Annotated in this window: 21 protein-coding genes; 12 read left to right on the top strand and 9 right to left on the bottom strand. The window is 70.5% G+C overall.

The annotated features are described in order from the left end of the window. Nucleotides 1-4: 4 nt before the first annotated feature. The 3 genes from ACWPXE_RS06395 to ACWPXE_RS06385 all read left to right on the top strand — a co-directional run bounded on the left by ACWPXE_RS06395 (nucleotide 5) and on the right by ACWPXE_RS06385 (nucleotide 3,647). A complete protein-coding gene (locus ACWPXE_RS06395; protein ID WP_454017131.1) occupies nucleotides 5-1,207 on the top strand; it encodes an acyl-CoA dehydrogenase in 1,203 nt (400 codons plus the stop codon). Between the two features lie 225 nt (nucleotides 1,208-1,432). Beyond that, complete coding sequence (locus ACWPXE_RS06390) at nucleotides 1,433-2,635, top strand: CaiB/BaiF CoA transferase family protein (RefSeq protein WP_454017130.1); 1,203 nt, start codon at nucleotides 1,433-1,435, stop codon at nucleotides 2,633-2,635. 85 nt (nucleotides 2,636-2,720) lie between these two features. Then, nucleotides 2,721-3,647 (top strand): DMT family transporter, encoded by a 927-nt coding sequence (locus tag ACWPXE_RS06385; protein WP_454017129.1) that lies wholly within the window; start codon nucleotides 2,721-2,723, stop codon nucleotides 3,645-3,647. Nucleotides 3,648-3,657: 10 nt separating this feature from the next. Here ACWPXE_RS06385 and ACWPXE_RS06380 read toward each other — a convergent pair whose 3' ends face one another. From ACWPXE_RS06380 to ACWPXE_RS06370, 3 genes are read right to left on the bottom strand one after another with little or no spacing between them, the layout of a single operon-like run. Beyond that, nucleotides 3,658-4,038 carry a hypothetical protein gene (locus ACWPXE_RS06380; RefSeq protein ID WP_454017128.1) on the bottom strand — a complete coding sequence of 127 codons (381 nt, stop codon included), beginning with the start codon at nucleotides 4,036-4,038 and terminating at the stop codon, nucleotides 3,658-3,660. A gap of 18 nt (nucleotides 4,039-4,056) precedes the next feature. After that, the gene (locus tag ACWPXE_RS06375) at nucleotides 4,057-5,367 is read right to left on the bottom strand and encodes a hypothetical protein (RefSeq protein ID WP_454017127.1); all 1,311 of its coding nucleotides are present in this window, start codon (nucleotides 5,365-5,367) and stop codon (nucleotides 4,057-4,059) included. 2 nt (nucleotides 5,368-5,369) lie between these two features. Further along, the gene (locus ACWPXE_RS06370; RefSeq protein ID WP_454017126.1) at nucleotides 5,370-6,473 is read right to left on the bottom strand and encodes a hypothetical protein; all 1,104 of its coding nucleotides are present in this window, start codon (nucleotides 6,471-6,473) and stop codon (nucleotides 5,370-5,372) included. Between the two features lie 190 nt (nucleotides 6,474-6,663). Here ACWPXE_RS06370 and ACWPXE_RS06365 point away from each other — a divergent pair, with 190 nt between their 5' ends. Beyond that, a complete protein-coding gene (locus tag ACWPXE_RS06365; RefSeq protein WP_454017125.1) occupies nucleotides 6,664-8,682 on the top strand; it encodes an AsmA family protein in 2,019 nt (672 codons plus the stop codon). Nucleotides 8,683-8,715: 33 nt separating this feature from the next. Beyond that, nucleotides 8,716-10,497, top strand: a complete 1,782-nt coding sequence (locus ACWPXE_RS06360) for an SLC13 family permease (protein ID WP_454017124.1) — start codon at nucleotides 8,716-8,718, stop codon at nucleotides 10,495-10,497. 9 nt (nucleotides 10,498-10,506) lie between these two features. On the opposite strand, the gene ACWPXE_RS06355 is transcribed toward ACWPXE_RS06360, so the two are convergent. Together ACWPXE_RS06355 and ACWPXE_RS06350 are read right to left on the bottom strand one after the other, a co-directional pair. Then, a complete protein-coding gene (locus ACWPXE_RS06355) occupies nucleotides 10,507-11,331 on the bottom strand; it encodes an aldo/keto reductase (protein WP_454017123.1) in 825 nt (274 codons plus the stop codon). Nucleotides 11,332-11,386: 55 nt separating this feature from the next. After that, nucleotides 11,387-12,580, bottom strand: a complete 1,194-nt coding sequence (locus tag ACWPXE_RS06350) for an MFS transporter (protein ID WP_454017122.1) — start codon at nucleotides 12,578-12,580, stop codon at nucleotides 11,387-11,389. A 129-nt stretch (nucleotides 12,581-12,709) separates the two neighbouring features. Between ACWPXE_RS06350 and ACWPXE_RS06345 the strand changes: the two genes are divergently transcribed. The 6 genes from ACWPXE_RS06345 (at nucleotide 12,710) to ACWPXE_RS06320 (ending at nucleotide 17,926) form a co-directional block, all read left to right on the top strand. Continuing rightward, a complete protein-coding gene (locus tag ACWPXE_RS06345; RefSeq protein WP_454017121.1) occupies nucleotides 12,710-13,609 on the top strand; it encodes a LysR family transcriptional regulator in 900 nt (299 codons plus the stop codon). 57 nt (nucleotides 13,610-13,666) lie between these two features. Then, on the top strand, nucleotides 13,667-14,131 hold the full coding sequence (locus tag ACWPXE_RS06340; protein WP_454017120.1) for a MarR family winged helix-turn-helix transcriptional regulator: 465 nt from the start codon (nucleotides 13,667-13,669) through the stop codon (nucleotides 14,129-14,131). A gap of 90 nt (nucleotides 14,132-14,221) precedes the next feature. Further along, nucleotides 14,222-15,127, top strand: a complete 906-nt coding sequence (locus ACWPXE_RS06335) for an efflux RND transporter periplasmic adaptor subunit (protein WP_454017119.1) — start codon at nucleotides 14,222-14,224, stop codon at nucleotides 15,125-15,127. Beyond that, nucleotides 15,124-17,196 carry an FUSC family protein gene (locus ACWPXE_RS06330; protein WP_454017118.1) on the top strand — a complete coding sequence of 691 codons (2,073 nt, stop codon included), beginning with the start codon at nucleotides 15,124-15,126 and terminating at the stop codon, nucleotides 17,194-17,196. Before ACWPXE_RS06335 ends, ACWPXE_RS06330 begins: the two co-directional genes overlap by 4 nt. Further along, nucleotides 17,193-17,399 (top strand): DUF1656 domain-containing protein, encoded by a 207-nt coding sequence (locus ACWPXE_RS06325; protein WP_014198238.1) that lies wholly within the window; start codon nucleotides 17,193-17,195, stop codon nucleotides 17,397-17,399. Before ACWPXE_RS06330 ends, ACWPXE_RS06325 begins: the two co-directional genes overlap by 4 nt. Before the next feature lie 293 nt (nucleotides 17,400-17,692). After that, a complete protein-coding gene (locus tag ACWPXE_RS06320) occupies nucleotides 17,693-17,926 on the top strand; it encodes a hypothetical protein (protein WP_035678364.1) in 234 nt (77 codons plus the stop codon). Here ACWPXE_RS06320 and ACWPXE_RS06315 read toward each other — a convergent pair. Beyond that, nucleotides 17,917-18,681 carry a glycosyltransferase family 2 protein gene (locus ACWPXE_RS06315; RefSeq protein ID WP_454017117.1) on the bottom strand — a complete coding sequence of 255 codons (765 nt, stop codon included), beginning with the start codon at nucleotides 18,679-18,681 and terminating at the stop codon, nucleotides 17,917-17,919. The genes ACWPXE_RS06320 and ACWPXE_RS06315 overlap by 10 nt on opposite strands. A gap of 81 nt (nucleotides 18,682-18,762) precedes the next feature. Here ACWPXE_RS06315 and ACWPXE_RS06310 point away from each other — a divergent pair, with 81 nt between their 5' ends. Further along, the gene (locus tag ACWPXE_RS06310) at nucleotides 18,763-20,436 is read left to right on the top strand and encodes a tetratricopeptide repeat protein (protein ID WP_454017116.1); all 1,674 of its coding nucleotides are present in this window, start codon (nucleotides 18,763-18,765) and stop codon (nucleotides 20,434-20,436) included. Between the two features lies 1 nt (nucleotide 20,437). Here the strand turns inward: ACWPXE_RS06310 and ACWPXE_RS06305 are convergent, their stop codons facing one another. From ACWPXE_RS06305 to ACWPXE_RS06295, 3 genes are all read right to left on the bottom strand, one after another. Beyond that, nucleotides 20,438-20,683 (bottom strand): hypothetical protein, encoded by a 246-nt coding sequence (locus tag ACWPXE_RS06305; protein WP_035678382.1) that lies wholly within the window; start codon nucleotides 20,681-20,683, stop codon nucleotides 20,438-20,440. A gap of 114 nt (nucleotides 20,684-20,797) precedes the next feature. Then, nucleotides 20,798-22,960: an O-linked N-acetylglucosamine transferase, SPINDLY family protein gene (locus tag ACWPXE_RS06300; protein WP_454017115.1), complete on the bottom strand. Its 2,163-nt coding sequence runs from the start codon at nucleotides 22,958-22,960 to the stop codon at nucleotides 20,798-20,800. 45 nt (nucleotides 22,961-23,005) lie between these two features. Continuing rightward, nucleotides 23,006-23,563, bottom strand: coding sequence for an RT0821/Lpp0805 family surface protein (locus ACWPXE_RS06295; protein WP_454017114.1), 558 nt, complete (start codon nucleotides 23,561-23,563; stop codon nucleotides 23,006-23,008). Between the last annotated feature and the right edge of the window lie 18 nt (nucleotides 23,564-23,581).

Genomic DNA, 23,581 nt, shown 5'->3' with positions numbered 1-23,581 from the left:
AAACATGGCCGCCAAGACCGGAGCCGCCTCCGCCAAGCTCGCTTCCTTCGCCTGGGAAGACCCGCTGCTCCTCGACGAGCAGCTGACCGAGGACGAGCGGATGATCCGCGACGCCGCGCGCAGCTATTGCCAGGACAAGCTGCTGCCGCGCGTGACCGAGGCCAACCGGCACGAGATCTTCCATCGCGAGATCATGAACGAGATGGGCGAGCTGGGCTTCCTCGGCTCCACCATCGACGGCTACGGCTGCGCCGGCGTCAACTACGTCTCCTACGGTCTGGTCGCCCGCGAAGTCGAGCGGGTGGACAGCGGCTACCGCTCCGCCATGTCGGTGCAGTCCTCGCTGGTCATGCACCCGATCTACGCCTACGGCAGCGAGGCCCAGCGCGAGAAGTACCTGCCCAAGCTCGCCACCGGCGAGTGGATCGGCTGCTTCGGCCTGACCGAGCCGGACGCCGGCTCCGACCCCGCCGGCATGAAGACCCGCGCGAGGAAGGTCGCGGACGGCTACATCGTCAGCGGCGCGAAGATGTGGATCACCAACTCGCCGGTCGCCGACGTCTTCGTCGTCTGGGCGAAGAACGACGAGGGCAAGATCAACGGCTTCGTGCTCGAAAAGGGCATGAAGGGCCTGTCGGCGCCGAAGATCGAGGGCAAGTTCTCGCTGCGCGCCTCGGCCACCGGCGAGATCGTCATGGACGAGGTCTTCGTGCCGGAGGAGAACCGCCTGCCGAACATCGAGGGCATCGTCGGCCCGTTCGGCTGCCTGAACCGCGCCCGCTACGGCATCGCCTGGGGCGCCATGGGCGCCGCGGAGTTCTGCTTCCACGCTGCCCGCCAGTACCAGATCGACCGCAAGCAGTTCGGCCGCCCGCTGGCCGCGAACCAGATCCCGCAGCTCAAGCTCGCCAACATGCAGACGGAGATCGCGCTCGGCCTGCAGGCCGCGCTGCAGGTCGGCCGCCTGCTCGACGCGGGCAAGGCGGCGCCGGAGATGATCTCGCTCATCAAGCGCAACAACTGCGGCAAGGCCCTGGAGATCGCCCGCGTCGCCCGTGACATGCACGGCGGCAACGGCATCGCCGACGAGTTCCACGTCATCCGCCACGTGATGAACCTGGAGGCGGTGAACACCTACGAGGGCACGCACGACATCCACGCCCTGATCCTGGGCCGCGCCATCACCGGCATCCAGGCCTTCGCGTGAGGTGAGTAAAGAGCCTTCTCCCCTCCCTTTCGCGCCCGCTCGCGGGCGCTGTCGGCGACAGGCGGCCTTTGGCCGCCGAGAGCGGGGAGAAGGTTGGATGAGGGGGCGGCCGAAGGCCGGACACGCGCTGCAATGAGACTGCGTGGACGCCCCGCGGGCGCCCCCTCACCCTGGCCCTCTCCCCAGAGGGGAGAGGGGATTTCAGATTTTGTGAAGGACCCCACCATGCCCGGCCCGCTTTCCCATGTCCGTGTCCTGGAACTCTCCCGCGTGCTCGCCGGGCCGTGGGCAGCGCAGACGCTGGCCGATCTCGGCGCGGACGTCATCAAGGTCGAACGGCCCGGCGCCGGGGACGACACGCGCGCCTGGGGTCCCCCCTGGGCGGGCGAGGAGTCCGCTTATTTCCTCTCCACAAACCGCGGCAAGCGGTCGATCACCATCGACTTCGAGCGTCCCGAAGGCCAGGAACTGGTGCGCAAGCTGGCCGCCCAGGCCGATGTCGTGATCGAAAACTTCAAGGTCGGAGGGCTGGTCAAGTACGGGCTGGACTATGACAGCCTGAAGGCGATCAACCCGGGCCTCGTCTACTGCTCGATCACCGGATTCGGGCAGGACGGCCCCTACGCCAAGCGCGCCGGCTACGACTTCATGATCCAGGGCATGGGCGGGCTGATGAGCATCACCGGCCAACCCGATGCCGAGGCGGGCGGCGGGCCGGTCAAGGTCGGCGTCGCGGTCACTGACGTCTTCACCGGTCTCTACGCGACCATCGGCGTGCTCGGCGCGCTGTCCCACCGCGACCGGACGGGGGAGGGGCAGTGGGTGAACCTCGCCCTGCTCGACGTGCAGGTGGCGGTGCTGGCGAACCAGGCCATGAACTATCTGGTCGGCGGCAAGGCGCCGCAGCGGCTGGGCAACGCACACCCGAACATCGTGCCCTACCAAGCCTTCGCCACGCTGGACGGCCACATCATCCTGGCGGTCGGCAACGACGGGCAGTTCGCCAAATTCTGTCAGGTCGCCGGACGTCCGGAGCTGGCGCAGGACCCGCGCTACGCCACCAACCCGGCCCGCGTCGCCAACCGCAAGGAGCTGGTGCCGATCCTGGAGCTGCTGCTGGAGCAGCGGACCAGCCGCGACTGGCTGTCGGCTCTGGAGGCGGTGGGCGTGCCCTGCGGCCCGATCAACGACGTGTCGCAGGTCTTCGCCGACCCCCACGTCCAGGCCCGCCACATCCACCAGGACCTGCCGCACCCGACCGCCGGGACCGTGCCGACGGTGGCGAGCCCGATCCGCTACTCCGCGACCCCCATCGAGCACACGGTGGCCCCGCCGACGCTCGGCCAGCACACCGACGCCGTGCTGGAGCAGGCGCTGGGCCTATGCGCGGCGGACATCGCGGCTCTGCGGGAGAAGGGCGTGGTCTGAACCGCGCGCACCCGTCATTTTGCCGCCCCGATCCCATCCTTTCCCCCGCCGCTCGCGGGGGGAGGGATTTTTTGCGTGAACCGAGATGATCGCCTCCAGCACCCCGTCCTCCGCCGCCACCGACACCCGCCTGGGCATTCTGCTGATGCTGCTGGGCATGTCGCTTTTCACCGTCAACGACGCGCTCGGTAAGTGGCTGGTCGCCGACTATCCGGTGGCGATGCTGCTGGCCATCCGCAGCCTGTTCGGCGCGATGCTGCTGGCCCCGCTGATCCTGCGCGAGGGGCTGCGGTCGGTCTTCGCGGTGAAGCGGCTGCCGTTGCATCTTCTGCGCGTCGGCTGCGTGGCGGGGGAGGTCGCCTGCTTCTACTGGGCGGTGCGGTCGCTGCCGCTGGCCAACGTCATGACCATCTACATGGCCGCCCCGCTGATCGTCACCGCCCTGTCGGTGCCGCTGCTCGGCGAAAAGGTGGGCTGGCGCCGCTGGGCCGCGGTGGTGGTCGGCTTCGCCGGGGTGGTGATCGTGCTGAACCCGACGGGGCAGTTCGACGCGGTGCCGTCGCTGGTCGCCCTGTTCGGCACGCTGGTCTTCTCCACGGGCCTGATCTCCACCCGGCTGCTGCGCGATTCGAGCAACCTGTCGCTGGTCAGCTTCCAGACCTTCGGCACCGGCCTGCTCGGCAGTGCGGCGCTGCCGCTGGTCTGGGTGCCGCCGCCGGGGCTGGATTTCCTGCTGCTGGGGGCGCTGGGCGTCACGGCTCTGGCCGGGCACGCGGCGATGAACCGCTCGCTCCAGCTCAGCCCGGCGGCGGTCGTGGTGCCGTTCCAGTATGTGTCGATCATCTGGGCGGTGGTGCTGGACCTGCTGGTCTGGGGAACGGCGCCGACCCTGCGCATCATCGTGGGCGCGCTGCTCATCATCGGCAGCGGCCTGTTCGTCTTCCACCGCGAGCAGGCGCTGAATCGCGGTGCGGCGGCGGAGGCCAACGCCAGCGGCGGTCCCGGCGCCTAGAAAGGGACGCCTAGAAAGGGAAGAAACGCGGCTCCAGCCGGACGGCGACGGGCTCCGCCGGGGTCCAGCCGAGGCGCGCGATCACCGCATTCGACTCCATCGCACGGCGCCCCGGCCCCAGCGACCATGTGACGTGGTAGGTGCCGCCGCCGGGCCGGTCGGTCGTCCCGGCGATGGCGACGACGAGCGCCTGCAAGCCCTCTCCATCGTCGGCCAGCCCGAGGATGGTCCCCTCGCGCGCCGTCGGCAGCGGGTGCCCCGCCCCGACGCCGTAGACCAGCGTGACATGATGGGCGACGGTGCGGGCGTAGCGCGCCGGGAACCGCGCCAGCAGACGGGCGCGCTCCGCCTCCGGCAGCGCCCAGCCGACGTAGCCTCCGCGACGCGTCATGCGATCTCCCCGGTGCCCTCAGCGGCGTCCACCTCTCAGGATGTCGTCCATGATCTGGTTGGCCTCCGCCGGTCCGGCAATCAGTTCGATCATGCGGATGGCGGTATACCCGGTCCGCGCGTCGCCGATCCCGTCCGCCAGCGACTGCCGCGCCGTGCCCGTCAGCGAGGCGGTGGCCTGCTGGGTCACGCTCTTCAGCTCGCCGCGCAGGCCCAGCGTGTCGGCGATGGTCGAGCATTTGCGCAGGGCGCGGGCTTGGTTCTCCGCCTGCACCATCCGCGCGGTGTCGGTGCCGGGAACCAGGGTCTCCACCGCGGTGAGGATTTCGGTCTCCGCCCCGTCCAGCACCTGGGTGCGCACCAGCTCGTGGACGGAGTTCCGGATGATCTTCAGCCGCTGGTCGAAGTCCTTGTTGCGGCTGTGCTCCATGGCGTTGCGCGTGGCCTCCAGGCTGGCCACCAGATCGACCGCGAGGGTGGCGGCGGCCATGCGGTCCACCGTGCCGCCCGAGGCCGAGGTGACGCCGCGCGACCGTTCCTCGATCTGCGCCACCACCGTGCCGCTGAGGTCCAGGAACAGGGCTGCGCGCTCGCTCGACTTCTGGCCCAGATCCATGTCCCACAGGCTGCCCAGCAGGATCGACGGGTCGGACAGGCGGGCCGCGGCCAGCAGGATGAACAGCTTCAGCGCGTCCGGCCGCCCGCGCGCGACCTGCCGCCCGATGGCCTGGATGCCGTCCAGATGGTCCTTGTGCAGCTTCTGGATTGGTTTGGGCGACAGGACGGCCTTCAGTTCGGCCGCCGGCTGGGCGATTGTCAGGATGCGGGCGATGTCCTCGATGGTGCGGAGGCGGTCAGGATTCAGCCGCAGCCCCAGGTCGTCCGCGAAGCGCCCGGTTTCCGTCTGCTCCAGAATGTCGGCCACGGCGGCGGAGGCCATGGACCAGAAGGCGCGGGCCGGCTCCGCCCGCGACGCTCCGTCGCCCAGCGCGCCGGCGACGCCGCGCAGCCGCTCCTTGCCGATCTGACCCTCCACCAGCGGCCACAGGGCGTTGACGGCGTCGCGGTCCACCTTGTTCAGCGGAGCCGGCTGGTTACCGGTGGGAAGCTGGAACAGGTCCTCGAACGGTTCGCAGAACAGCCGCTTGAAGGTCGCGCGCCGCCTGGGCCGCACCTCCGCCAGACGGGGGCGGATCAGCGAGAAGGTGTGCCGGACCTCGGGATGGTCGCCGATCTGCTGCAGCAGATCGACCACCTGCCGGAATCGGGCCTCGTCGATGTCCAGCAGCTTGGTGCCGAGGCTGAGAAGGGCCTTGGGGTCCGTGGTCATGGTCAGGCCGCCTTCCCCTTGATCGCCTCGATCCGCATCACGAGGTCCGTGTCGAGCTGGCCGCTGCGCCAATCCACATAGGCCCGCACCGTGCGGCGGTTCGCGGCCAGCAGCCCGTCGGCCAGCAGCGCGTGATCGGATTTCTCCTCGTCCCTGGGCAGCAGCGGCAGGACGCGGAACAGCTCGTGCACGGCCATGTCCTGCTCGTGCTTGCTCCGGGTCTGGGCCTCCGCCCAGCTCGTGATGATGAAGTCCCAGCCGTCGAGCAGCCAGGACAGCCGGGTGGTCGACCTGCGCACCAGCGTGCGTTTGGTCTCCCATTGGCGCAGCAGCAGTTCGAAGGCCGCCACCGACTGGTCGAGCTGGTTCACCACGTTGCGGACCTGGTTGAGCGTGTGCTCCGCCACCTCCGCGCAGAAGGTGCCGATGGGGGCGGCCTCCGACACGTTGCCGGTCGACCATTCCGTCATGCTGTCGCGGAACTGCAGCAGGTCGCGCGCCAGACGGCGCAGCCGGGCCGGCCTGGGCGAGGTGGCGATGCCCACCGGCTCCATGAAGGTCGCCAGCTCGGCCACCCGCGCGTAAAGCTCGGTCGGTTCCAGGGCGAGGCTCTGGGCCGCCTTGGTCATGTAGCTGCGGGTCAGCTGCTCGCCCTTCTCGGAGCCGAGACCGGCGCGCAGGAGGTCCGTGGATTCCAGCCCGACCGCCTTCAGCACCTCGACGATGAGCTGGTAGTTGATGAGGAGGCGCTGCTCGTCCTCGTCGCGCAGGACGGCCTCGGCCGCCTCCACGGCCAGCGGCCCGGCGAGGCCGCAGCGCGCCGCCTGGAGCACCGCCTTGCGGATGTCGTCCGGCGAGCAGCCGTCGGCCTTGCGGATCAGGTCCTGCAACATGCGGTCATGGACGGTCATTGGGAAGGCGACCGGCAGGCCCTTCCACGGCACCACATAGACACCGTGCCCGTCCGACAGGTTGGGGATCAGAACCTCCAGCTTATCCCGGTCGTCCTTGCGCACCCGCGTCTGCGCCAGTACCGGGGTGGTGAAGGCCACGGCGGCGCCGCGCTCCTCGAAGGTGGAGGGAGCAAAATTTGTAAGTGAACGCATGGTTCTCGGGTGGGGAGGGAAGTGGAAAGCCGTGCGGTACCACCCATAGCCAGATTCGCTCAATTTTTCGTTAAATCCGTACAAGATCGTTCTTTCCTCAGCCCTTTGGAGGTAAGGCGCCACACCGCCGGGCATTTGCCCGTTATTCAGCCAGAGGGTGCGGTGCAGGCAGGCAGGGGGGGCGCGGCGGATGGCCGTGGTGAAATGGATCGGCTACGGCCTGTTGGGGCTGGCGGTGACCGTCGCGGCGGGCATCGGCATCGCCCTGGCCGTCTTCGACTGGAACGACGCCCGCGGCTTCATCGCCCGGCAGGCGTCCAAGGCGCTGAACCGCGAGGTCGTCATCGACGGCGATCTCAATGTCCGGTTGGGGGACCCGCTGCGCATCCGCGTCGAAGGGCTTCGGGTCGCCAACGCGGAGTGGAGCGACGACAAGACGATGGCGGAACTGCGGGTGCTGGACCTTCAGCTTCGCCTCTGGCCGCTGCTGCGCGGCGATTTCGAGTTTCCGGAGATCCGGCTTACCGGTCCCAAGCTGCTCCTGGAGAAGAACCGGGAGGGTGCCGCCAACTGGGCCTTCGGCGGGCCGGACCCGCGCAAGGAGGCGGCGAAGGAGACGGTCAAGCCGGAAGACCGCACCGATCTGCCGATCATCGAAACGCTCGTGGTCGAGGAGGGGCGGCTGCGCTTCCGCGACCCCATCCGCAAGATCGACATCGACAGCGGCGTCAACACGGCGGTCGGCGGCAACGGCGACCAGGAGGTCCGGCTGGAGGGCAAGGGCGACTTCGCCGGAAAGCCCTTCACCCTGACGGCGGCCGGCGGCTCGCTGGAGTATCTGCGCGACGATCCCAAGCCCTATCCCCTGCGCGTCGAGACCGCCATCGGCAAGACTCGCGGCAAGATCGAGGGCTCCATCGCCGAGCCGGTGCTGCTCCAGGGCGTCGACCTGTCGGTGGAACTGCGCGGCGACGACCTGGCCGACGTCTTCCCGATCCTGGGCATTCCCGTGCCGACGACGCGGCCCTACGCCATTTCCGGCCATCTCGGGCGCGAGGGCGACGTCTGGCGGTTCAAGGGGATGAACGGCAAGGTCGGCGAGAGCGACCTGTCCGGGCAGGTGGCGGTGGACTTGGGCGGCGAGCGGCCGCGGATCACCGGCGACCTGACCTCGCGCAAGCTGGCGGCGATCGATCTGGCGGGCTTCATCGGTGCCTCGCCGAAAGGCCGCGACGACTACCCGACCAAGGGGCGGGAGCGGGTCATCCCGGCCACCGAGGTCCCGCTGGAGAAGCTGCGCACCGCCGACATGGACGTGAAGTTCCGCGGCGAGCATGTGGAGGCGCCCTTCTCCACGCTGGATGCCCTCGACGCGCGGGCGAAGCTGGAGAACGGGCGGCTGGTGCTCGACCCGCTGTCGCTCGGCGTCGGCGGCGGGCGGGTGGCCGGAACGGCGGTGCTCGACGGCGGGCGCAAGACCCCGGCGCTGGACGTGAATCTGGACGTCCGTCAGATCAAGCTGGCCCGCCTGTTCCGCGAGACGGCCTTCGCGCAGGAGATGGGCGGCACGGCCAGCGGGCGCATCCAGCTCAAGGGGCAGGGCACCACGGTCGCCAACATCCTGGGGTCCTCCGACGGCAAGCTGGGCGTTGCGGTGGACGGCGGCCGGATCACCAGCTACGCGGTCAAGGGGCTGAAGACCAACATCCTGGAAACGCTGGGCGTCGTCCTGTCCGGCGACAAGCCCTTGCCCTTCAACTGTCTGGTCGCCGACGTGACGGTGAAGGACGGGCTGGTGGAAAGCCGCGCGCTGGTGCTCGACACGCCGGAGACGCTGGTGACGGCGGACGGCACGATCAACCTGCGCAGCGAGGCGATGGACATGACCGTTCTGGGACGCGCCAAGAGCCCCCAGATCTTCGCCACCCATGTTCCGGTCCATGTCCGCGGCACCCTGGGGTCGCCGGACATCGGGGTGAACGCGGCGGAGTCGGCGGCGCGCGGCGCCGCGGCGGTGGCGCTGGGCGTCCTGCTGACTCCGCTCGCCAGCGTCCTGCCTTTTCTTGACCCAGGCAGCGACGAGCAGCCACACTGCGGCGAACTTGTCCGGAACGCCCGGTCGCCGTCGAACGCCAACACCGGCTCCAGCGGGGCCGGGAAGGGGCGCGACGCGGCGCCATCAGGCTCATCCTCCGGCAAATCCCAGTAACGACGCACCAACAATTCCCCAAAAAAGGGCTGCATGACGCTCGACCAGGGACTCGCCTTCGGCATCATCGGCGCGGTGATCGCGCTGCTGATCTGGGACAAGCTGCGCTACGATCTCGTCGCCATGCTGGCGCTGCTGGCGGCGGTGGCCGTCGGGATCGTCAAGCCAAAGGACGCCTTCAGCGGCTTCTCCGACGACATCGTCATCATCGTCGGCTCGGCGCTGGTGGTCAGCGCCGCGGTCGGCCGTTCCGGGATCATCGAGGAGGTGATGCGCCCCCTCGGCGCCCGCATGAAGACCGTGCCGGCGCAGATCATCGTATTGACGGGGGCGGTGACGCTGCTGTCCGCGGTGGTCAAGAACATCGGGGCGCTCGCCATCTTCATGCCCATCGCCATGCAGGTGGCGCGGCGCAACGGGACGAAGGTGTCGTTGCTGCTGATGCCGATGGCCTTCGGCTCGCTGCTCGGCGGGCTGATGACGCTGGTCGGCACCTCACCCAACATCATCGTCAGCCGCCTGCGCAACGAGATGGTCGGCGAACCCTTCGGCATGTTCGACTTCACGCCGGTCGGGCTGACCATCGCGGTGGCGGGGGTGGCCTTCCTGACGGTCGGCTACCGCCTTCTGCCCACCGGCCGGCAGGCGGCGTCGGGCAGCGCCGGGGGCTTCTCCATCGACGACTACACGGCGGAGGCGCTGCTCCCGGAGAAGTCGCCCTTCGTCGGCAAGACGGTCGCCGACCTGGAGGCCTACGGCGAGGGTGACGTGACGGTCGCGGCGATCATCCGCGGGCGGCACCGCCGCCACATCCCGTCCGGCCACTGGGTGCTGCTCGCGGGCGACGTGCTGGTGCTGGAGGCCGACACCCAGGCGCTGGGCGACCTCGTGAAGCACGCCGGCCTGGAGCTGATGCACGAGAAGGAACTGGAGGGGGTGGAAAGCGACGAGGATCTGGCGGTCCTCGAAGCGGTGGTGGAGCCGCGCTCTCCCCTGATCGGCAGCAACGTCGAGGATGTCGAACTGCGCGAGCGCTACGGCGCCAACCTGCTGGCGCTCAGCCGGCGCGGCCGGCCGATCCGCCAGCGGCTGCGCCGCGTCCGCTTCCAGCCGGGCGATCTGGTCGTTCTACAGGCGCGGGCGGCGGGGTTGTCGGACACGCTGAACGAACTGGGCTGCCTGCCGCTGGCGGAGCGCAACCTGTCCATCGGGCGGCGGCGCAAGCGGCGGATCGCGCTGGCCGTGATGGCGGTGACCATCGGGCTGGTGGCGACCAGCCTCGTCCCGGTGACGCTGGCCTTCTTCGGCGCCGCGGTCGCCATGACGGCGCTGCGCGTGGTGACTCTGAAGGAGGCCTACGAATCGATCGAGTGGCCGATCCTGGTGCTGCTGGGCGCCCTGATTCCGGTCAGCGAGGCGTTGCGCACCACCGGCGGGACGGAGCTGATCGCCGGCTGGCTGTCCGTCGCCGCGCAGGGGCTGCCGCCCGTCGGGGCGCTGGCCCTGATGCTGGTGGCGGCGATGGCCGTGACGCCCTTCCTGAACAACGCCGCCACCGTGCTGGTGATGGCCCCCATCGCGGCCAGCCTCGCCAACCATTTGGGCCTGCGGCCCGACGCCTTCCTGATGGCGGTGGCCGTGGGGGCGGGCTGCGACTTCCTCACCCCCATCGGCCACCAGTGCAACACGCTGGTCATGGGGCCGGGCGGCTATCGCTTCAGCGACTACGCGCGCCTCGGCCTGCCGCTGTCGCTGATCGTCATCGTGCTGGGCACGACGGCGATCGCGCTGTTCTGGCCCCTGATGCCGCATTAGCTCAAGACGTCAGTCCCAGGCGGGCGCCAGACCGTCCGGGCTGACGATCCGACCGTCGGGGCGGGCGAGGCCATGGATGGCCGCCATGTCCGCCTCCGACAGCGCGAAGTCGAAGACGGCAAGGTTCTCTGCGGCGCGCTTTTCGCCGACCGTCTTCGACAGGGCGATCACCCCCTCCTGCTGGACCAGCCAGCGCAGGACCACCTGGGCGGCGCTCCTGCCCAGCCGGGCGGCGATGTCGGTCAGCACCGGGTCCTTGAAGACCTTGCCGTCGGCCATGGCGTAATAGGCGGTGACCGACTGGCCGTGGCGGCGCGCCGCCTCCAGCATCACCGACTGGTCGAGATAGGGGTGGTACTCGATCTGGTTGGTCACGATGGGCGCCTTGCTGAGGCGCACGGACTCGTCCAGCAGCTTGCGGTTGAAGTTGCTGACGCCGATGTGGCGGGTCTTGCCGGCGGCCCGGACGGCGTTCAGCGCCTCGATCTGCTCGGCGAGCGGAACGGCCTCGTTCGGCCAGTGGAGCAGCAGCAGGTCGACGTAGTCGGTCCGCAGCTTTGCCAGACTCTCGTCCACCGAGCGGCGGAAGTCGTCGGCCTTGTAGCTGCTGACCCAGACCTTGGTGGTCAGGAAGACCTCTCCGCGCGGCAGGCCGGACGCCTTGATGGCCTCGCCGACCTCGCTCTCGTTGCCGTAGATCTGCGCGGTGTCGATGTGGCGGAAGCCGAGTTTCAGGACTTCCGGCACCATGCGCAGCACGTCGGGGCCGCTCATGCGGAAGGTGCCGAAGCCGAGGGCGGGGATGGAGGCGCCGTTGGCGGTCACGGTGTGCATTGGTCTCGATCCTCTCGAATGCCGGTTTTTGTCAGTGTATCAGGCCGGCCGGGTATCACGCAGGCTGGGCGAAAGCCTCGCCGCGGCGCCCGTCCTTGCGGTCGAGCGCGCCGCTGAGCAGGGTCAGCGCCAGCCCACCCAGGACGAACAGCCCACCCACCCACGGTGTTGCCGCGAGGCCGAGCGCGCTGTCCACCACCCGCCCGCCGAAGAAGGCGCCGGCGGCGATGCCCAGGTTGAAGGCGGCGATGTTCAGGGCCGAGGCCACGTCCACCGCGCCCGGCGCGTGGCGCTGCGCCAGTTGCACGACGTAGAGCTGGAGCCCCGGCACGTTGGCGAAGGCCAGCGCGCCCATGCCGGCCAGCGTGATCAGCGCCGGAACCGGGCTGGAGGCGGTGAAGGTGAAGACGATCAGCACGACCGCCTGAAGGGCGAACAGCCACGCCAGCGCGCGGACCGGGTTGCGGTTGGCGAGCTTGCCGCCCACCATGTTGCCGACCGCGATGGCCGCCCCGTAGAGCACCAGGACGAGGCTGACCGTGCCGCTGGAGAAACCGGTGATCGTCTCCAGGATCGGCGCCAGATAGGTGAAGGCGACGAAGGTCCCGCCATAGCCCAGCGCCGTGATGGCGAAGGCCAGCAGCAGGCGCGGCTTGGCCAGCACGCGGACCTGGGTGCCGAGACCGGCGGCGGGTGGCTGGCTGAGCTTCGCCGGGACCAGCGCCGCGACGCCCAGCGCGCCGATCACGCCCAGAGCGGAGACCGCCAGGAAGGTGGCGCGCCAGCCGAAATGCTGGCCGATCCAGGTGCCCATCGGCACGCCGGTGACGATGGCAATGGTCAGGCCAGAGAACATCATGGCGATGGCCGAGGCCCGCTTGTCCTCGGGCACGAGGTCGGCGGCGATGGTCGCGCCGACCGAGAAGAAGACGCCGTGCGCGAAGGCGCTGAGCACGCGGGCGGCCAGCAGCGTCTCGTAGTTGGGGCTGACCCCGGCCAGCAGGTTGCCGGCGATGAAGAGGCCCATCAGGCCGAGCAGCAGGGGCTTGCGCCGCAGCCGGCCGGTCAGCGCGGTCAGGACCGGGGCGCCGACGGTGACCCCCAGGGCGTAGACGCTGACCACCATGCCGGCCATCGGCAGGCTGACGTTCAGATCGGTGGCGACGGTCGGCAGCAGGCCGACGATGACGAATTCCGTCGTCCCGATGGCGTAGGCGCTGATCGCCAGCGCCAGCAGTGCGAGTGGCATGACTGAAGGCTCCATCCATGCGAGCTGTGCAGGACGCATCAGATGAGCCAAAAATCCGGGATGCGGAATGCCGTCCGTTTTCGCATGATCGTGTCATTCAATGACAAAATCGGCGAAAGGGCACACCCGATGAGCGATAGCCGCGCCTGGGACATGAGGGTCTTCCTGCGCGTCGCGGCGCTGGGCAGCTTCAGCGCCGCCGGGCGGGAGGTCGGCATGACCCCGTCCTCCACCGCCAAGCTGGTGACCCGGCTGGAGGAGCGGCTCGGCGTGCGGCTGGTCGAACGCTCCACCCGCCGGCTGCGCCTGACCGCGGAGGGCGAGCTGTACCGTGAGCGGGCCGAGAGCCTGCTGGGCGACCTCGACGCCATGGAGGCGGAGGTGGCGGGCGGCGCCCGCTCGCCCACCGGCCTGATCCGCATCAGCGTGTCGGTGCCCTTCGGGCGGCATTGCCTGCTGCCGCTGCTGCCCGACTTCACGCGGGCCTATCCCGGCATTCGTCTGGACCTGACCCTGACCGACGAGGTGGTGGACCTCTACGCGGCGCGGACCGATGTGGCCTTCCGCGCCGGGCGGCTGTCCGACTCGGCGCTGCTGGCAATGCGGCTGGGCGACGTGCGGCGGCGCATCGTGGCGTCGCCGGATTATCTGGAGCGCAAGGGCAGGCCGGAGAGAGCCGCCGATCTGGTGCGTCACGACTGCCTGGGCTTCAACTTCCGCCGCGCCGCCGCGGTCTGGCCGCTGAAGTCCGGCGGGCGGTTGGTCGATCGCGAGATCGACACGTGCATCGTCGCCAACAACGGCGAGACGGTGCGCCACATGGCCCTGCTCGGCCTCGGTCTGGCCCGGCTGGCCGAGTATCACATCCGCTCCGACCTCGCCGCCGGGCGGCTGGTCAGCGTCCTCGACGATGTGCTGGTGGATCGCGAGGAGATCCACGCCGTCTACACCGGGCGGGAACGGGTGCCGCACCGGGTCCGCGCCTTCCTCGATCACATGACGCCGCGGATGCGCGCATGTCTGCAATGACCGAGCGGCGGGGTGGGGCGTCTTGCCGAAAATAGATAGCAAAGCTATTAAATAGGCATGCAATCGAATATCCCGTCCACCCCCGCCCCGGACTTTCCGTCCAACTTCGGCATCCACCTGTTCCGCGCCGCCCATCTGTGGCGGCGGGAAGCGAACAAGGTGCTGGCGGAGAGCGGCTTTTCCTCCTCCGTCATCTCGCCGCTGATGCTTCTGAACGAACTTGGCGACGGAATGCGCCAGCGCGAGTTGGCCGAGGAGATGGGGGTGGAGGGGCCGTCGCTGGTCCGGCTGCTCGACAGCCTGGAGGCCGCGAAGCTGGTCGAGCGGCGGGAGGCCCCGGACGACCGTCGGGCCAAGACGCTGCACCTGACGGACCAGGGCCGCGACCTTCTGGCCCGCGTGAACGCCGCGCTGAACGATGTGCGCCGCCGCCTGCTCCAGGGCGCCTCCGGCGCGGAGATCGCCGGCGCGGTGCGCGTCATGGCGGCGATTGAGTCGAACGCCCGAGCCATGAAGGGCTGACGGCGGTTCTACACAGCAGCGCGTCCCGCAGCGGCGGGACACGGAACGATCGCTCCCGGCCGCGCCGGTCGAGCGCAAGGACGAACCACGGTGAAACTCTTCTCCCTCCTCATTCGGATCACGGTCACGCTGGCCGTCACGCTGGGCGCCGTCGGCGGCGGCTGGTGGCTGTGGGACTACTACATGAACCAGCCCTGGACCCGCGACGGGCGGGTGCGGGCCGACGTGGTGCAAGTGTCCTCCGACGTCGCCGGTCTGGTGACCGAGGTGCGGGTCATCGACAACCAAGCGGTCCGCAAGGGCGACGTCCTGTTCGTCGTCGACCCCAGCCGCTACCGCCTCGCCGTCGATCAGGCCGCCGCCAACCTGGAAAGCGCGCGCGCCGAGCTGTCCTTCCGCAAGGCCGAGGCCGACCGCTACGCGCAGCTCGGCAACAACGTCGTCTCCACCGCCCAGCGGCAGGAAGTCGCCTCCGCCCAGGCCAAGGCCGCCGCCGCCGCCCGGCAGATGGAGGCGGCGCTCGACCTCGCCCGTTTCAACCTGGAGCGGACGGAGGTGCGGGCGACGGTGGACGGCTTCGTCACCAACCTCCAGCTCAAGGCCGGCAACTACGTGACGGCCGGCCAGCCGGTGGTCGCGGTGATCGACCGCCATTCCTTCTACGTCGTCGGCTATTTCGAAGAGACCAAGCTGCCGCGCATCCGCGTCGGCGACCCGGTCCGCGTCACCATCATGGGCGAGCCGGAGCGGCTGACCGGGCGGGTGGACAGCGTGACCCACGCCATCGTGGACCGCGACCGCACCGAAGGCACCGGCCTGCTGCCCAACGTGAACCCGACCTTCAACTGGGTCCGTCTGGCCCAGCGCATCCCCGTGCGCGTCGCGCTGGAGCAGATCCCCGATCCCCGCGACCTCGTTGCCGGGCGCACCGTGACCGTCGAGGTGGTGCGGGAGACGGAGCAGGGGGCGCCCGCCGAGCGGGTGGCCAAGCAATGAAGGCGCCCGCCCTGAAACTGGTCTCGCTGAGCGAGGCGCTGTTCTCGGTCAAGGCCTTCGCGGCGGCCATGGCGGCGCTTTACATCGCCTTCTCCATGGGGCTGCCGCGCCCCTTCTGGGCGATGGCGACCGCCTATATCGTCTCCGGCCCATTATCGGGCGCGGTGCGGTCGAAGGCGGTCTTCCGCGTCGCCGGAACGGCGCTGGGTTGCGCCGGGGCCATCGCCCTGGTGCCGGCGCTCGCCGATTCGCCGGAGCTGCTGACCCTGGCGCTGGGGCTGTGGGTGGCGGTCTGCCTGTTCATCTCGCTGCTCGACCGCACGCCGCGCAGCTATCTGTTCATGCTGGCCGGCTACACCATCGGCCTGATCGGCTTCCCCGCGGTGACCGACCCCTCGACCATCTTCGACACCGGTCTGGCCCGCGTCGAGGAGATCCTGATCGGCATCCTCTGCGCCACGGTGGTGCACAGCGTGGTCTTTCCGCAGAGCGTCGGGCCGGCGCTGCTCGGCCGGCTGGACGCCACGCTGCGCGACGCCGAGCGCTGGACCCGCGAGGCCCTGTCCGGCAAAGCCGAATCCGGCGGCGACCGGCAGAAGCTGGCTCGCGACATCACCGAACTGCGCGTCATGGCGACCCATCTGCCCTACGACACATCGGAGGTGCGCTGGATGACGCGGGCGGTGCGGGCGATGCAGGACCGCATGGCCTATCTGCTGCCGCTGACCGCGGGTATCGAGGACCGGCTGGACGCCCTGCGCGGCCACCTGCCCGCCGAGGTCTCGGCCCTGCTGGCCGATCTCGACCGCTGGGTGGGTGGTGACCCAGTTGGGGGCGATGATGAGGAGGGCGGCGCCGACCGCCTGCGCGCGGAGATCGCCCGGCTGTCCCCGGCCATCGGCGCAGACACCGGCTGGAAGGAGGCGACGCTTCTCAATCTGTTGACCCGGCTGCGCTCACTGGTGGACATCCACCAGGACTGCCGCGACCTGCGGGCGCACATCCGCGACGGCAAGAGCAGCCTGCCGGAGCGTCTCGACCCGCTGACCCGCCGCCGCTCGCGCGACGTCTTCCATCTGGACGCCGGCATGGCGCTGTGGTCGGGCTTCGCGGCGCTGCTCGGGATCACGGTGGTCTGCGCCTTCTGGATCGGCACGGGCTGGTCGTCGGGATCGGCGGCGGCGATGATGACCGCGGTTTTCTGCTGCTTCTTCGCCTCGCTGGACGATCCGGCGCCGGGCATCCGCCTGTTCCTGGTCTTCACCCTGCTGTCGGTGCCGCTGGCGGCCTTCTACCTGCTGGTGGTGCTGCCGTCCTTCGACAGCTTCCCCATGCTGGTGCTGGGCCTCGCACCGACCTTCCTGGTGTTGGGCGTCTTCGTGGCGCGGCCGGCGACCATGGGCAAGGCAATGGCCCTGCTGATGGGGGTGGTCGGCTCGCTCAGCCTGCTCGACCTCGGGACAGGGGATTTCGCCTCCTTCCTCAACAGCACCGTCGCGCAGGTGGTGGGCATCGCCACGGCACTGCTGGTCACCCAGCTCTGCCGCTCGGTCGGCGCGGCGTGGAGCGCCCGGCGCCTGCTCCGCGCGGGCTGGAGCGAGATCGCGGCGATGACCGCCGCCCGTTCCGGCATTCCGGTGGGCAGCTTCGAGAACCGGATGCTCGACCGGGTGGGGCTGCTCTCCTCCCGTCTGGCGCTGGCCGGTCCGCAGCAGGATCTGGCGGCGGCGGACGCGGTGAACGACCTGCGCGTCGGTCTGAACGTGGCGGAGCTTCAGCGCGCCCGCCGCGCGCTGGGCGGCCCGGCGGCGCCCCATGTGGCGCGGCTCCTGGGCGCGGTGGGGCAGCATTTCCGCGGCCTGTCCAGCCGCCGCCTCGGCACGCCCCCGGCGGAGGTTCTGCCGATGATGGACGCCGCCCTGTCCAACCTGTCGGCCGAGCCGCGGTCGGCGGAGCGCGACCGGGCGGTGATCGCGCTGGCCGGGCTGCGCCGCGCCCTGTTCCCGCACCTGACCTTCGCCGCCCCCGAATCCTCCAGCGAATCGCTCCGCGAGCCGGTGACCGCATGATCGGCGAAATCGACATCTATGGGCTGTTCATCCCGCCGCTGCTGATCCTGGCCATCGCGGCCTGGTTCGTCTCGGGCCTGCTGCGGCGCGGCCTGCGGGCGGTGGGGTTCTATGGCTGGGTCTGGCACCCGCCGCTGTTCGATCTGGCGCTCTATGTGCTGGTGCTGAGCGCGCTGACGGCGCTGACCGCTTGGCTGCGGTGAAGGGGAAAAGGCGGATCGGGGCGCTTATTGTTATGGACTTCCCTCCGACGCTCCGAACCGCCTATACCCATCCAAACCGTAAGGTTTAGAGACGTATCGGTTACCGCTGATATAACAGTTTGTCAAGCGATGGGACGGTTGAGTCCAGTTCCCTCTCCCCAGGGGGGAGAGGGTTATGAACGTCGAGTGCTTGAGCTGGGGCTGGAACGGAGCCATCGCCTCCGCGCGACAACGGATGGACCGCGCCGCCTCCGCCTTGCCGGTGGGGCGGCCTTTGCGGTACCATTTCGGCCATGGTTGAAACGCGACGCACCGGTGACCGCTCCAACGAACCGATCCGCTCCGAGGTCGGGGGCGGGCGCGTCGCGTCGCCCGGCGCGGTCGGCGTCCGCAACCGGGCGGAGCAGGTCGGCGGCGGGCGCCAGCGCATCCCCAGCGTCCGCGAACTGGCCAGCCTTCTGGTCAACGGCATCCTGACGCTGCCGCGCAATTACCGCCGCGGCATGTATCTCGACGTTCAGGTCTGACCCACCCCAACCCCCGTGTAAACCGTGATCTCCGTTCCGAACAAACGCTCCAGCAGCAGGGGCGGCAATTCGTATTGGGGCAGGCACAGGCTGGTGCTGCGGGTGTGCAGGGTGTGCAGGCACAGCCCCTCGGCGTCCGGAAAGGCGGCGACCCGGAAGCGCTCCCGCGCCGCCTTCATGAAGGGCGCGTCCTCGCAGGCGTTGACCGGCGGGAAGCGCACCGCCTCCCACACCGACCGCCGGTAGGCGTAGGAGAAGCCGTAGCCCAGCACATTGTCGTCGGACGGCGGCGTCTCCGGCGCCTCCACATAGGACCGGGTCGTCCGCCCCCAGCGGTGATGCGAGCCGCCGCGCGCCGTGTCCCAATAGCCGAAGGTCCGGTGCACCGCGCTGTGCAGGAACCAGCCGGACAGGGTCACCGCGTCGTGCCCCGCCTCCAGCCAGCCGAGCATCCGCTCCACATAGGTGGGCGCGTAGAAGTCGTCGTCGTCGAAATGGACGATGATCGCGCCGCGCGCGTGCTCGGCCAGGATGTTGCGCTTCTCCCCGATGGCGTAGCGGCGCGGCGAATAGAAATACTTCAGCCGCGGCCCGGCGAGCGGCTGGAGATAGGCGGACGGGCGCGGGCTGTCGTCGAACACCAGCCACTCGATGTCGGGGACGGTCTGCGACAGCACGCGGGCGTGGCACAGCGGCAGGAAGGCTTCCCGTCCCCAGCTTGGCGTGATGACGCTGACGAGCGGCCGGTCGGCCATGGTCTCTCCTTCGCAACAAACCAGCGCCGCCGTTGCGGCACCGCATGGACTCCGGCGCGGCGGCGCGTGTAGACAGGCGGCATGGTGACTCTTCGGGATGCCCTGGCCGCCGCGGTCGGCCATCATCAGGCGGGCCGGCTGGACGCGGCCCGGCCGCTCTATCATAGCATCCTGCGCAGCCAGCCGGGCCATTCCGACGCGCTTCACCTGCTGGGCGTCCTGGAAAGCCAGAGCGGCCGCCTTAGCGCGGCGCTGCCGCTGCTGCGCCGCGCCGTGGCATTGCTGCCCGGCGACGCGGATTTCCTCGGCAATCTGGCGCGGACCCTGCGCGCGGCGGGGCAGTCCGACGCGGCGGAGCGCGTCTTCGCCCGCACGGCGGCGCTCGACCCGGCGGACGTCCAAGTCACCTTCACGCTGGGCTCGCTGCGGCTGGAGCGCGGGGACGCGGCGGGTGCGGCGGCGGCCTTCGCCCAGGCGCTGGCTCGGCGCCCGGACTTCGCGGAAGCGCGCATCAACCGCGCCAACGCCTTGGCCGCGCTGGGCCGGCCGGAGGACGCGGCGCGGCTGCGCCGGCAGGCGGTGGCCCTGGCGCCCGCTCATCCCGATGCGCTGCACAACGCCGCGGTGAGCGCGCTGGCCGACGCCGGGCTGGACCGCCCGCTGTCGCACGCCCGGCGCCTCGACCCGGAACGGGTGGAGCGCGCGGTCGGCGCCCTGATTTGCGCCCTGGCCGCCGATCCGCAGCACGGGGCGGCGGCGGACGCGCTGATTGGGACGGCGCTGGCGCTCGTCCAGGCTGGGCAGGCGCCGGAATGGCTGCTGGACCGCACCGCCCGCACCGCCCTGACGGTCCTGCGCCGGAACCCGCGCGACACGCGGGCGGCGGCCGTGGTCGCCTACCGCTTCTACCGGCGGGGGCGGACGGATCTCGCCAGCCGCTTCATGCGGCGCGTTTCCCGGCGCTTCACGGCGGCGGAGGTGGCGGCGGATTTCGAGCTGCGCCTGTGGTCGATGGTGCGGGCCGGGCGCCGCGCGCTGGAGGGTCTGCCCGACGCCGACGCCCTGCTCGGCGCCTTCCCGCCGCTGGAACTGCCGGCCGAGCCGCCCGCTGGGAGCGGGCCGCTGCTGGTGGTGTCCTGCGACGACGGCTATTACCGGCGCTTTGCCACCGGCCTGCTTGATTCGGTGGAGGCGCAAGCGGAGAGCGTGGCGGTCCATGTCCATGTGGTGAATCCCTCGCCGGAGACTCTGGCCGACCTCGCCCGGCGGCGGGAACGCCTGCCGTTGGGCTACAGCTGGGAAGAGGTGGACTTCACCGGCTGGGACGACCACCGGCGGACCACCTACTACGCCTGCATCCGCTTCCTGCGCTGGCACCAGCTCATGGCGCGCTGGGGACGGCCCCTGCTGCATCTGGATGCCGACTGCGCGCTGGCCGGGGGGCTGAATGATCTGGCGGCGCTGCTGGAGGGGGCCGACGTCGGGCTGTTGCGCGACGCCCGCTGGCGCGGCCCGACGCGGGAGATCACCGTCTGCTTCGCTGGGTTCCAGCCGACCCCGCGGGGCCGTGCCTTCCTCGCCTTGACCGCGGCCTACATTGGGGCCTTTCTGCGGGAGGGGCGTGGATTCTGGATGCTGGATCAGGCCGCGCCCTTCGCGGTGCTCGACGCGCTGGAATGGTGGGGGGAAGGGCCGCGGGTGCGCTGGTTCGACGTTCTGGATTTCCCCTGGGTCCGCTTCATCGGGGACAAGTGAGTCAGCAGGGAAGCCGGGCGCAGCGTCCATCCGGGCAGTCGCGGCAGCATTGACCGCAGATGTCGTCCAGATCCACGGCGATGCCGTGCCGCTTGAGAACGCCCTGGGCATAGGCGGTGTAAAGGCGCGCCAGCGCCCGCCGGTTGGTGGCGACCGTCTTGGCGGCCAGCGTTTCCGGCGCCAGCATCGCGGCGATGGCTTGCTCCACGTCCTCGATGGCCGTGCGGACAGCCGAAAGGTTCAGCATCCAGGACCCCCTGGGCGTCACGACCCTTGATGAATCTGATATACAACATGTGACGAAAATTCGGAGGGCAAACAACCCCTAATTTAGGAGTTGGGGGCGTCCTATCCAGAAAGGCTAGGTGCGTTGCGGCAGGTCCCGCAGCGCCTTTGCCAGGGCTTCGGCAAGGCGCCGCCCGTCGCAGAGCGGTCCGGCCGCCATGCGCGGGCGCAGGGTCCGGCGCAAGTCCGCCAGCCGCGCCGGGTCGGCGGCCCAGCCGGCGGCGCGATCCACATAGTCCGCCGGGTTGCGGGCGACGCAGCCTTCGACCCCCGCCACGCTCAGAAAAGCCAGGGAATGGCGGCTGGAGAAGATCTCGCCGGGCAGGGTGACGACCGGCACGCCCATCCACAGCGTCTCCAGCGTCGTCGTGCTGCCGGCGAAGGGGAAGGGGTCAAGCGCCACGTCGACGCGGGCGCACCAGCCCATATGCTCCCGGCTGCCGGTGGCTCCGGCCAGGATCAGCCGCTCCGGCGCGATGCCCGCCGCGGCCAGCCGCCCGCGCCACTGGGCGGCGGTTTCCGGGCAGGACAGCGCCTTGGTCTTCAGCAGCAGGCGCGACTCGGGCACGCGGGCGAGCAGGGCGGCCCATGTGGTGAGGACCTCGTCGGTCAGCTTGGTCAGGATGTTGAAGACGCCGAAGGTGACCGGCTCGCCGGACAGGCAGGGCGGCGGTCCGGGCTCCGGCGCGTCCGGCGGCGGGTCGTAGGCGATGAAGGCGCCGGGCATGCGCAGGATGCGCTCGCTGTAGAAGCGCTCCGCCCCCTCCGGCACATGGTGGGCGTCGGCGACCAGCGCGTCCATGGCGGCGAGCCCGGTGGTCGCCATGTAGCCGGACCACGCCACCTGGACCGGCGCCGGCTTGCGCGCGAAGACGCCCAGCCGACCGCGGGCGTTGTGCCCGGCGAGGTCGATCAGCGCGTCCAGCCGGTCGTCGCGGATCACTGTTGCAAGTTCAGCGTCGGTCCGGTCGGCGACCGGCACCCAGCGCGCTGCTGCGGCGCGGAAGCGATCGGTGAGGTCGTCCGCCTCCATCTGGTTGGCGTAGAGGGTCAGCTCGACGCCGAACTCCGGCAGCGCTTCGACCGCCCGCACCGCGAACTGGCCCGCCGGGTGGCGGCGGAAGTCGCCGGACAGGATGCCGACGCGCAGAGGCCGGGTGCCGTCCCTCCCCGCGGGGGCGCGCGGCGCCCATTCGGGCCGCAACGGTGCGCCGTGCACAGCGTCCCAGCCGCGGTGCGCCTCCAGCACGCGGGCCAGCGTCACGCCGGGCCGGAACAGCTCCAGATAGGCGAGGTTGGAGCGCACCTCGGCCAGATCGGGCCGCAGGGCCAGGGCGCGGCGGTAGCCGGCCTCAGCAGCATCCAGATCGCCCTGCGTCTGGCGTACCAGCGCGAGATTCGCGTAAGCCTCCGCCAGATCGGGGCACAGGGCGGCGGCCCGGGCGTAGGCGCGGCCGGCCTCGGCCAGACGGTTGTGCTTTTGCAGCGCGTCGCCCCGGCGCAGCGCGGCCTCCGCGAAGTCCGGGCGCGCGGATTCGGCGCGGCGGGCCGCCCGCTCGGCGTCGGCGGGGGCGTCGAGGGCCAGCAAGGCGGCCGACAGGTTGGCGAGCGCCGTGGCGTGGTCGGGGCGCAAGGCCAACGCCCGGCGCAAGGCCCGCTCCGCCTCCGCCGCCCGGCCGCGTTGCAACATCAGCGAGGCCCGGTTGGCGTGCGCCTCCCCGAATCCGGGATCGTCGGTCAGGGCGGCGCGGAAGGCGTCGTCCGCCTCGGCCAGCCGGCCGAGCGCCGTCAGCGTGTTGCCGAGGTTGAAGCGCGCCCGCGCGTAGCCGGGGCGCAACGCGGCGGCCTGCCGGTAGGCGTCCGCCGCCTCCTCCAGCCGACCCAGCCGGTCCAGCGCGTTGCCGAGGTTGTAATGGGCCTGGGCGAAGGCCGGGCGCAGGCGGATCGCCGCGCGGTGGGCATCGGCCGCCTCCGCGACGCGGTCCAGGGCGCGCAGCGCGCTGCCCAGATTGTCGTGATAGTCGGCCACGGTCACGTCGGCGCGGATGGCGGCGCGGATGCGCGGCGCGGCCTCCGCCGGATGTCCGGCCTGGAGGTAGACGACGCCCAGCAGATGCAGCGCGTCGGGATGGTCGGGCAGCGTGTCGAGGACGGCCTGATAGCCGGCGGCGGCCTGCGCCAGCCGCCCGGCCTGATGATGGGCCAGCGCCGCGGCCAGCACGTCCTTGATCGTCGCCATGCTGGCTTGTGTAGAGCATTTCACCGCATGGCTGAAGAGCGCGCGTCAGCTCACCATGCGCCAGCTTCCGTCCGACTGGCGGCAGGCGGTGCCATAGCCCTGCTGAAGCTGCCCGCCGACCACGATGCTGGTCTGGAACTCCCGGCACAGCTCGCCATAGGGGCCGGTGCCGTCGCGGGTCGGGGTGTAGGTGCCCCAGTTGCCGGTCTGCGGGTTGTTCCACTGCACGGTGGCGCCGGTTGGCGCCATGTAGGCTTGCCCCGCCGCCTGCTGCGCGTACATCAGGTCGGCGCGGTCCATCGACTGGCCGGCGGCGTTGCCCAGCGCGGCGCCGAGCAACGTGCCGATGCCGACCGCCACCAGCTTGCCCGTGCCGCCGCCGAAGCGCGACCCGGCGAGGCCGCCGGCCACGCCGCCGAGCAATGTGCCCGCCGTCGCCTTGTTGCCGTAACCGGGGGCGTAGCCGCCGCCATAGTTGGCTCCGTACCCGCCACCACCATACCCGGCGCCATACCCATAGCCATAGGGGCTGGCGCAGCCGGCCAGCAGGCCCACGGACAACACAACCGCAACGATCCCCTTGGCCTTCATCTCGAACCCCACGGAACGGAACCTGTGCTG

It is taken from the genome of Azospirillum sp. Marseille-Q6669 (assembly GCF_965111635.1).
The sequence above is the reverse complement of the archived record's forward strand: the minus strand, read 5'-3'. Positions and strand labels throughout refer to the sequence as shown.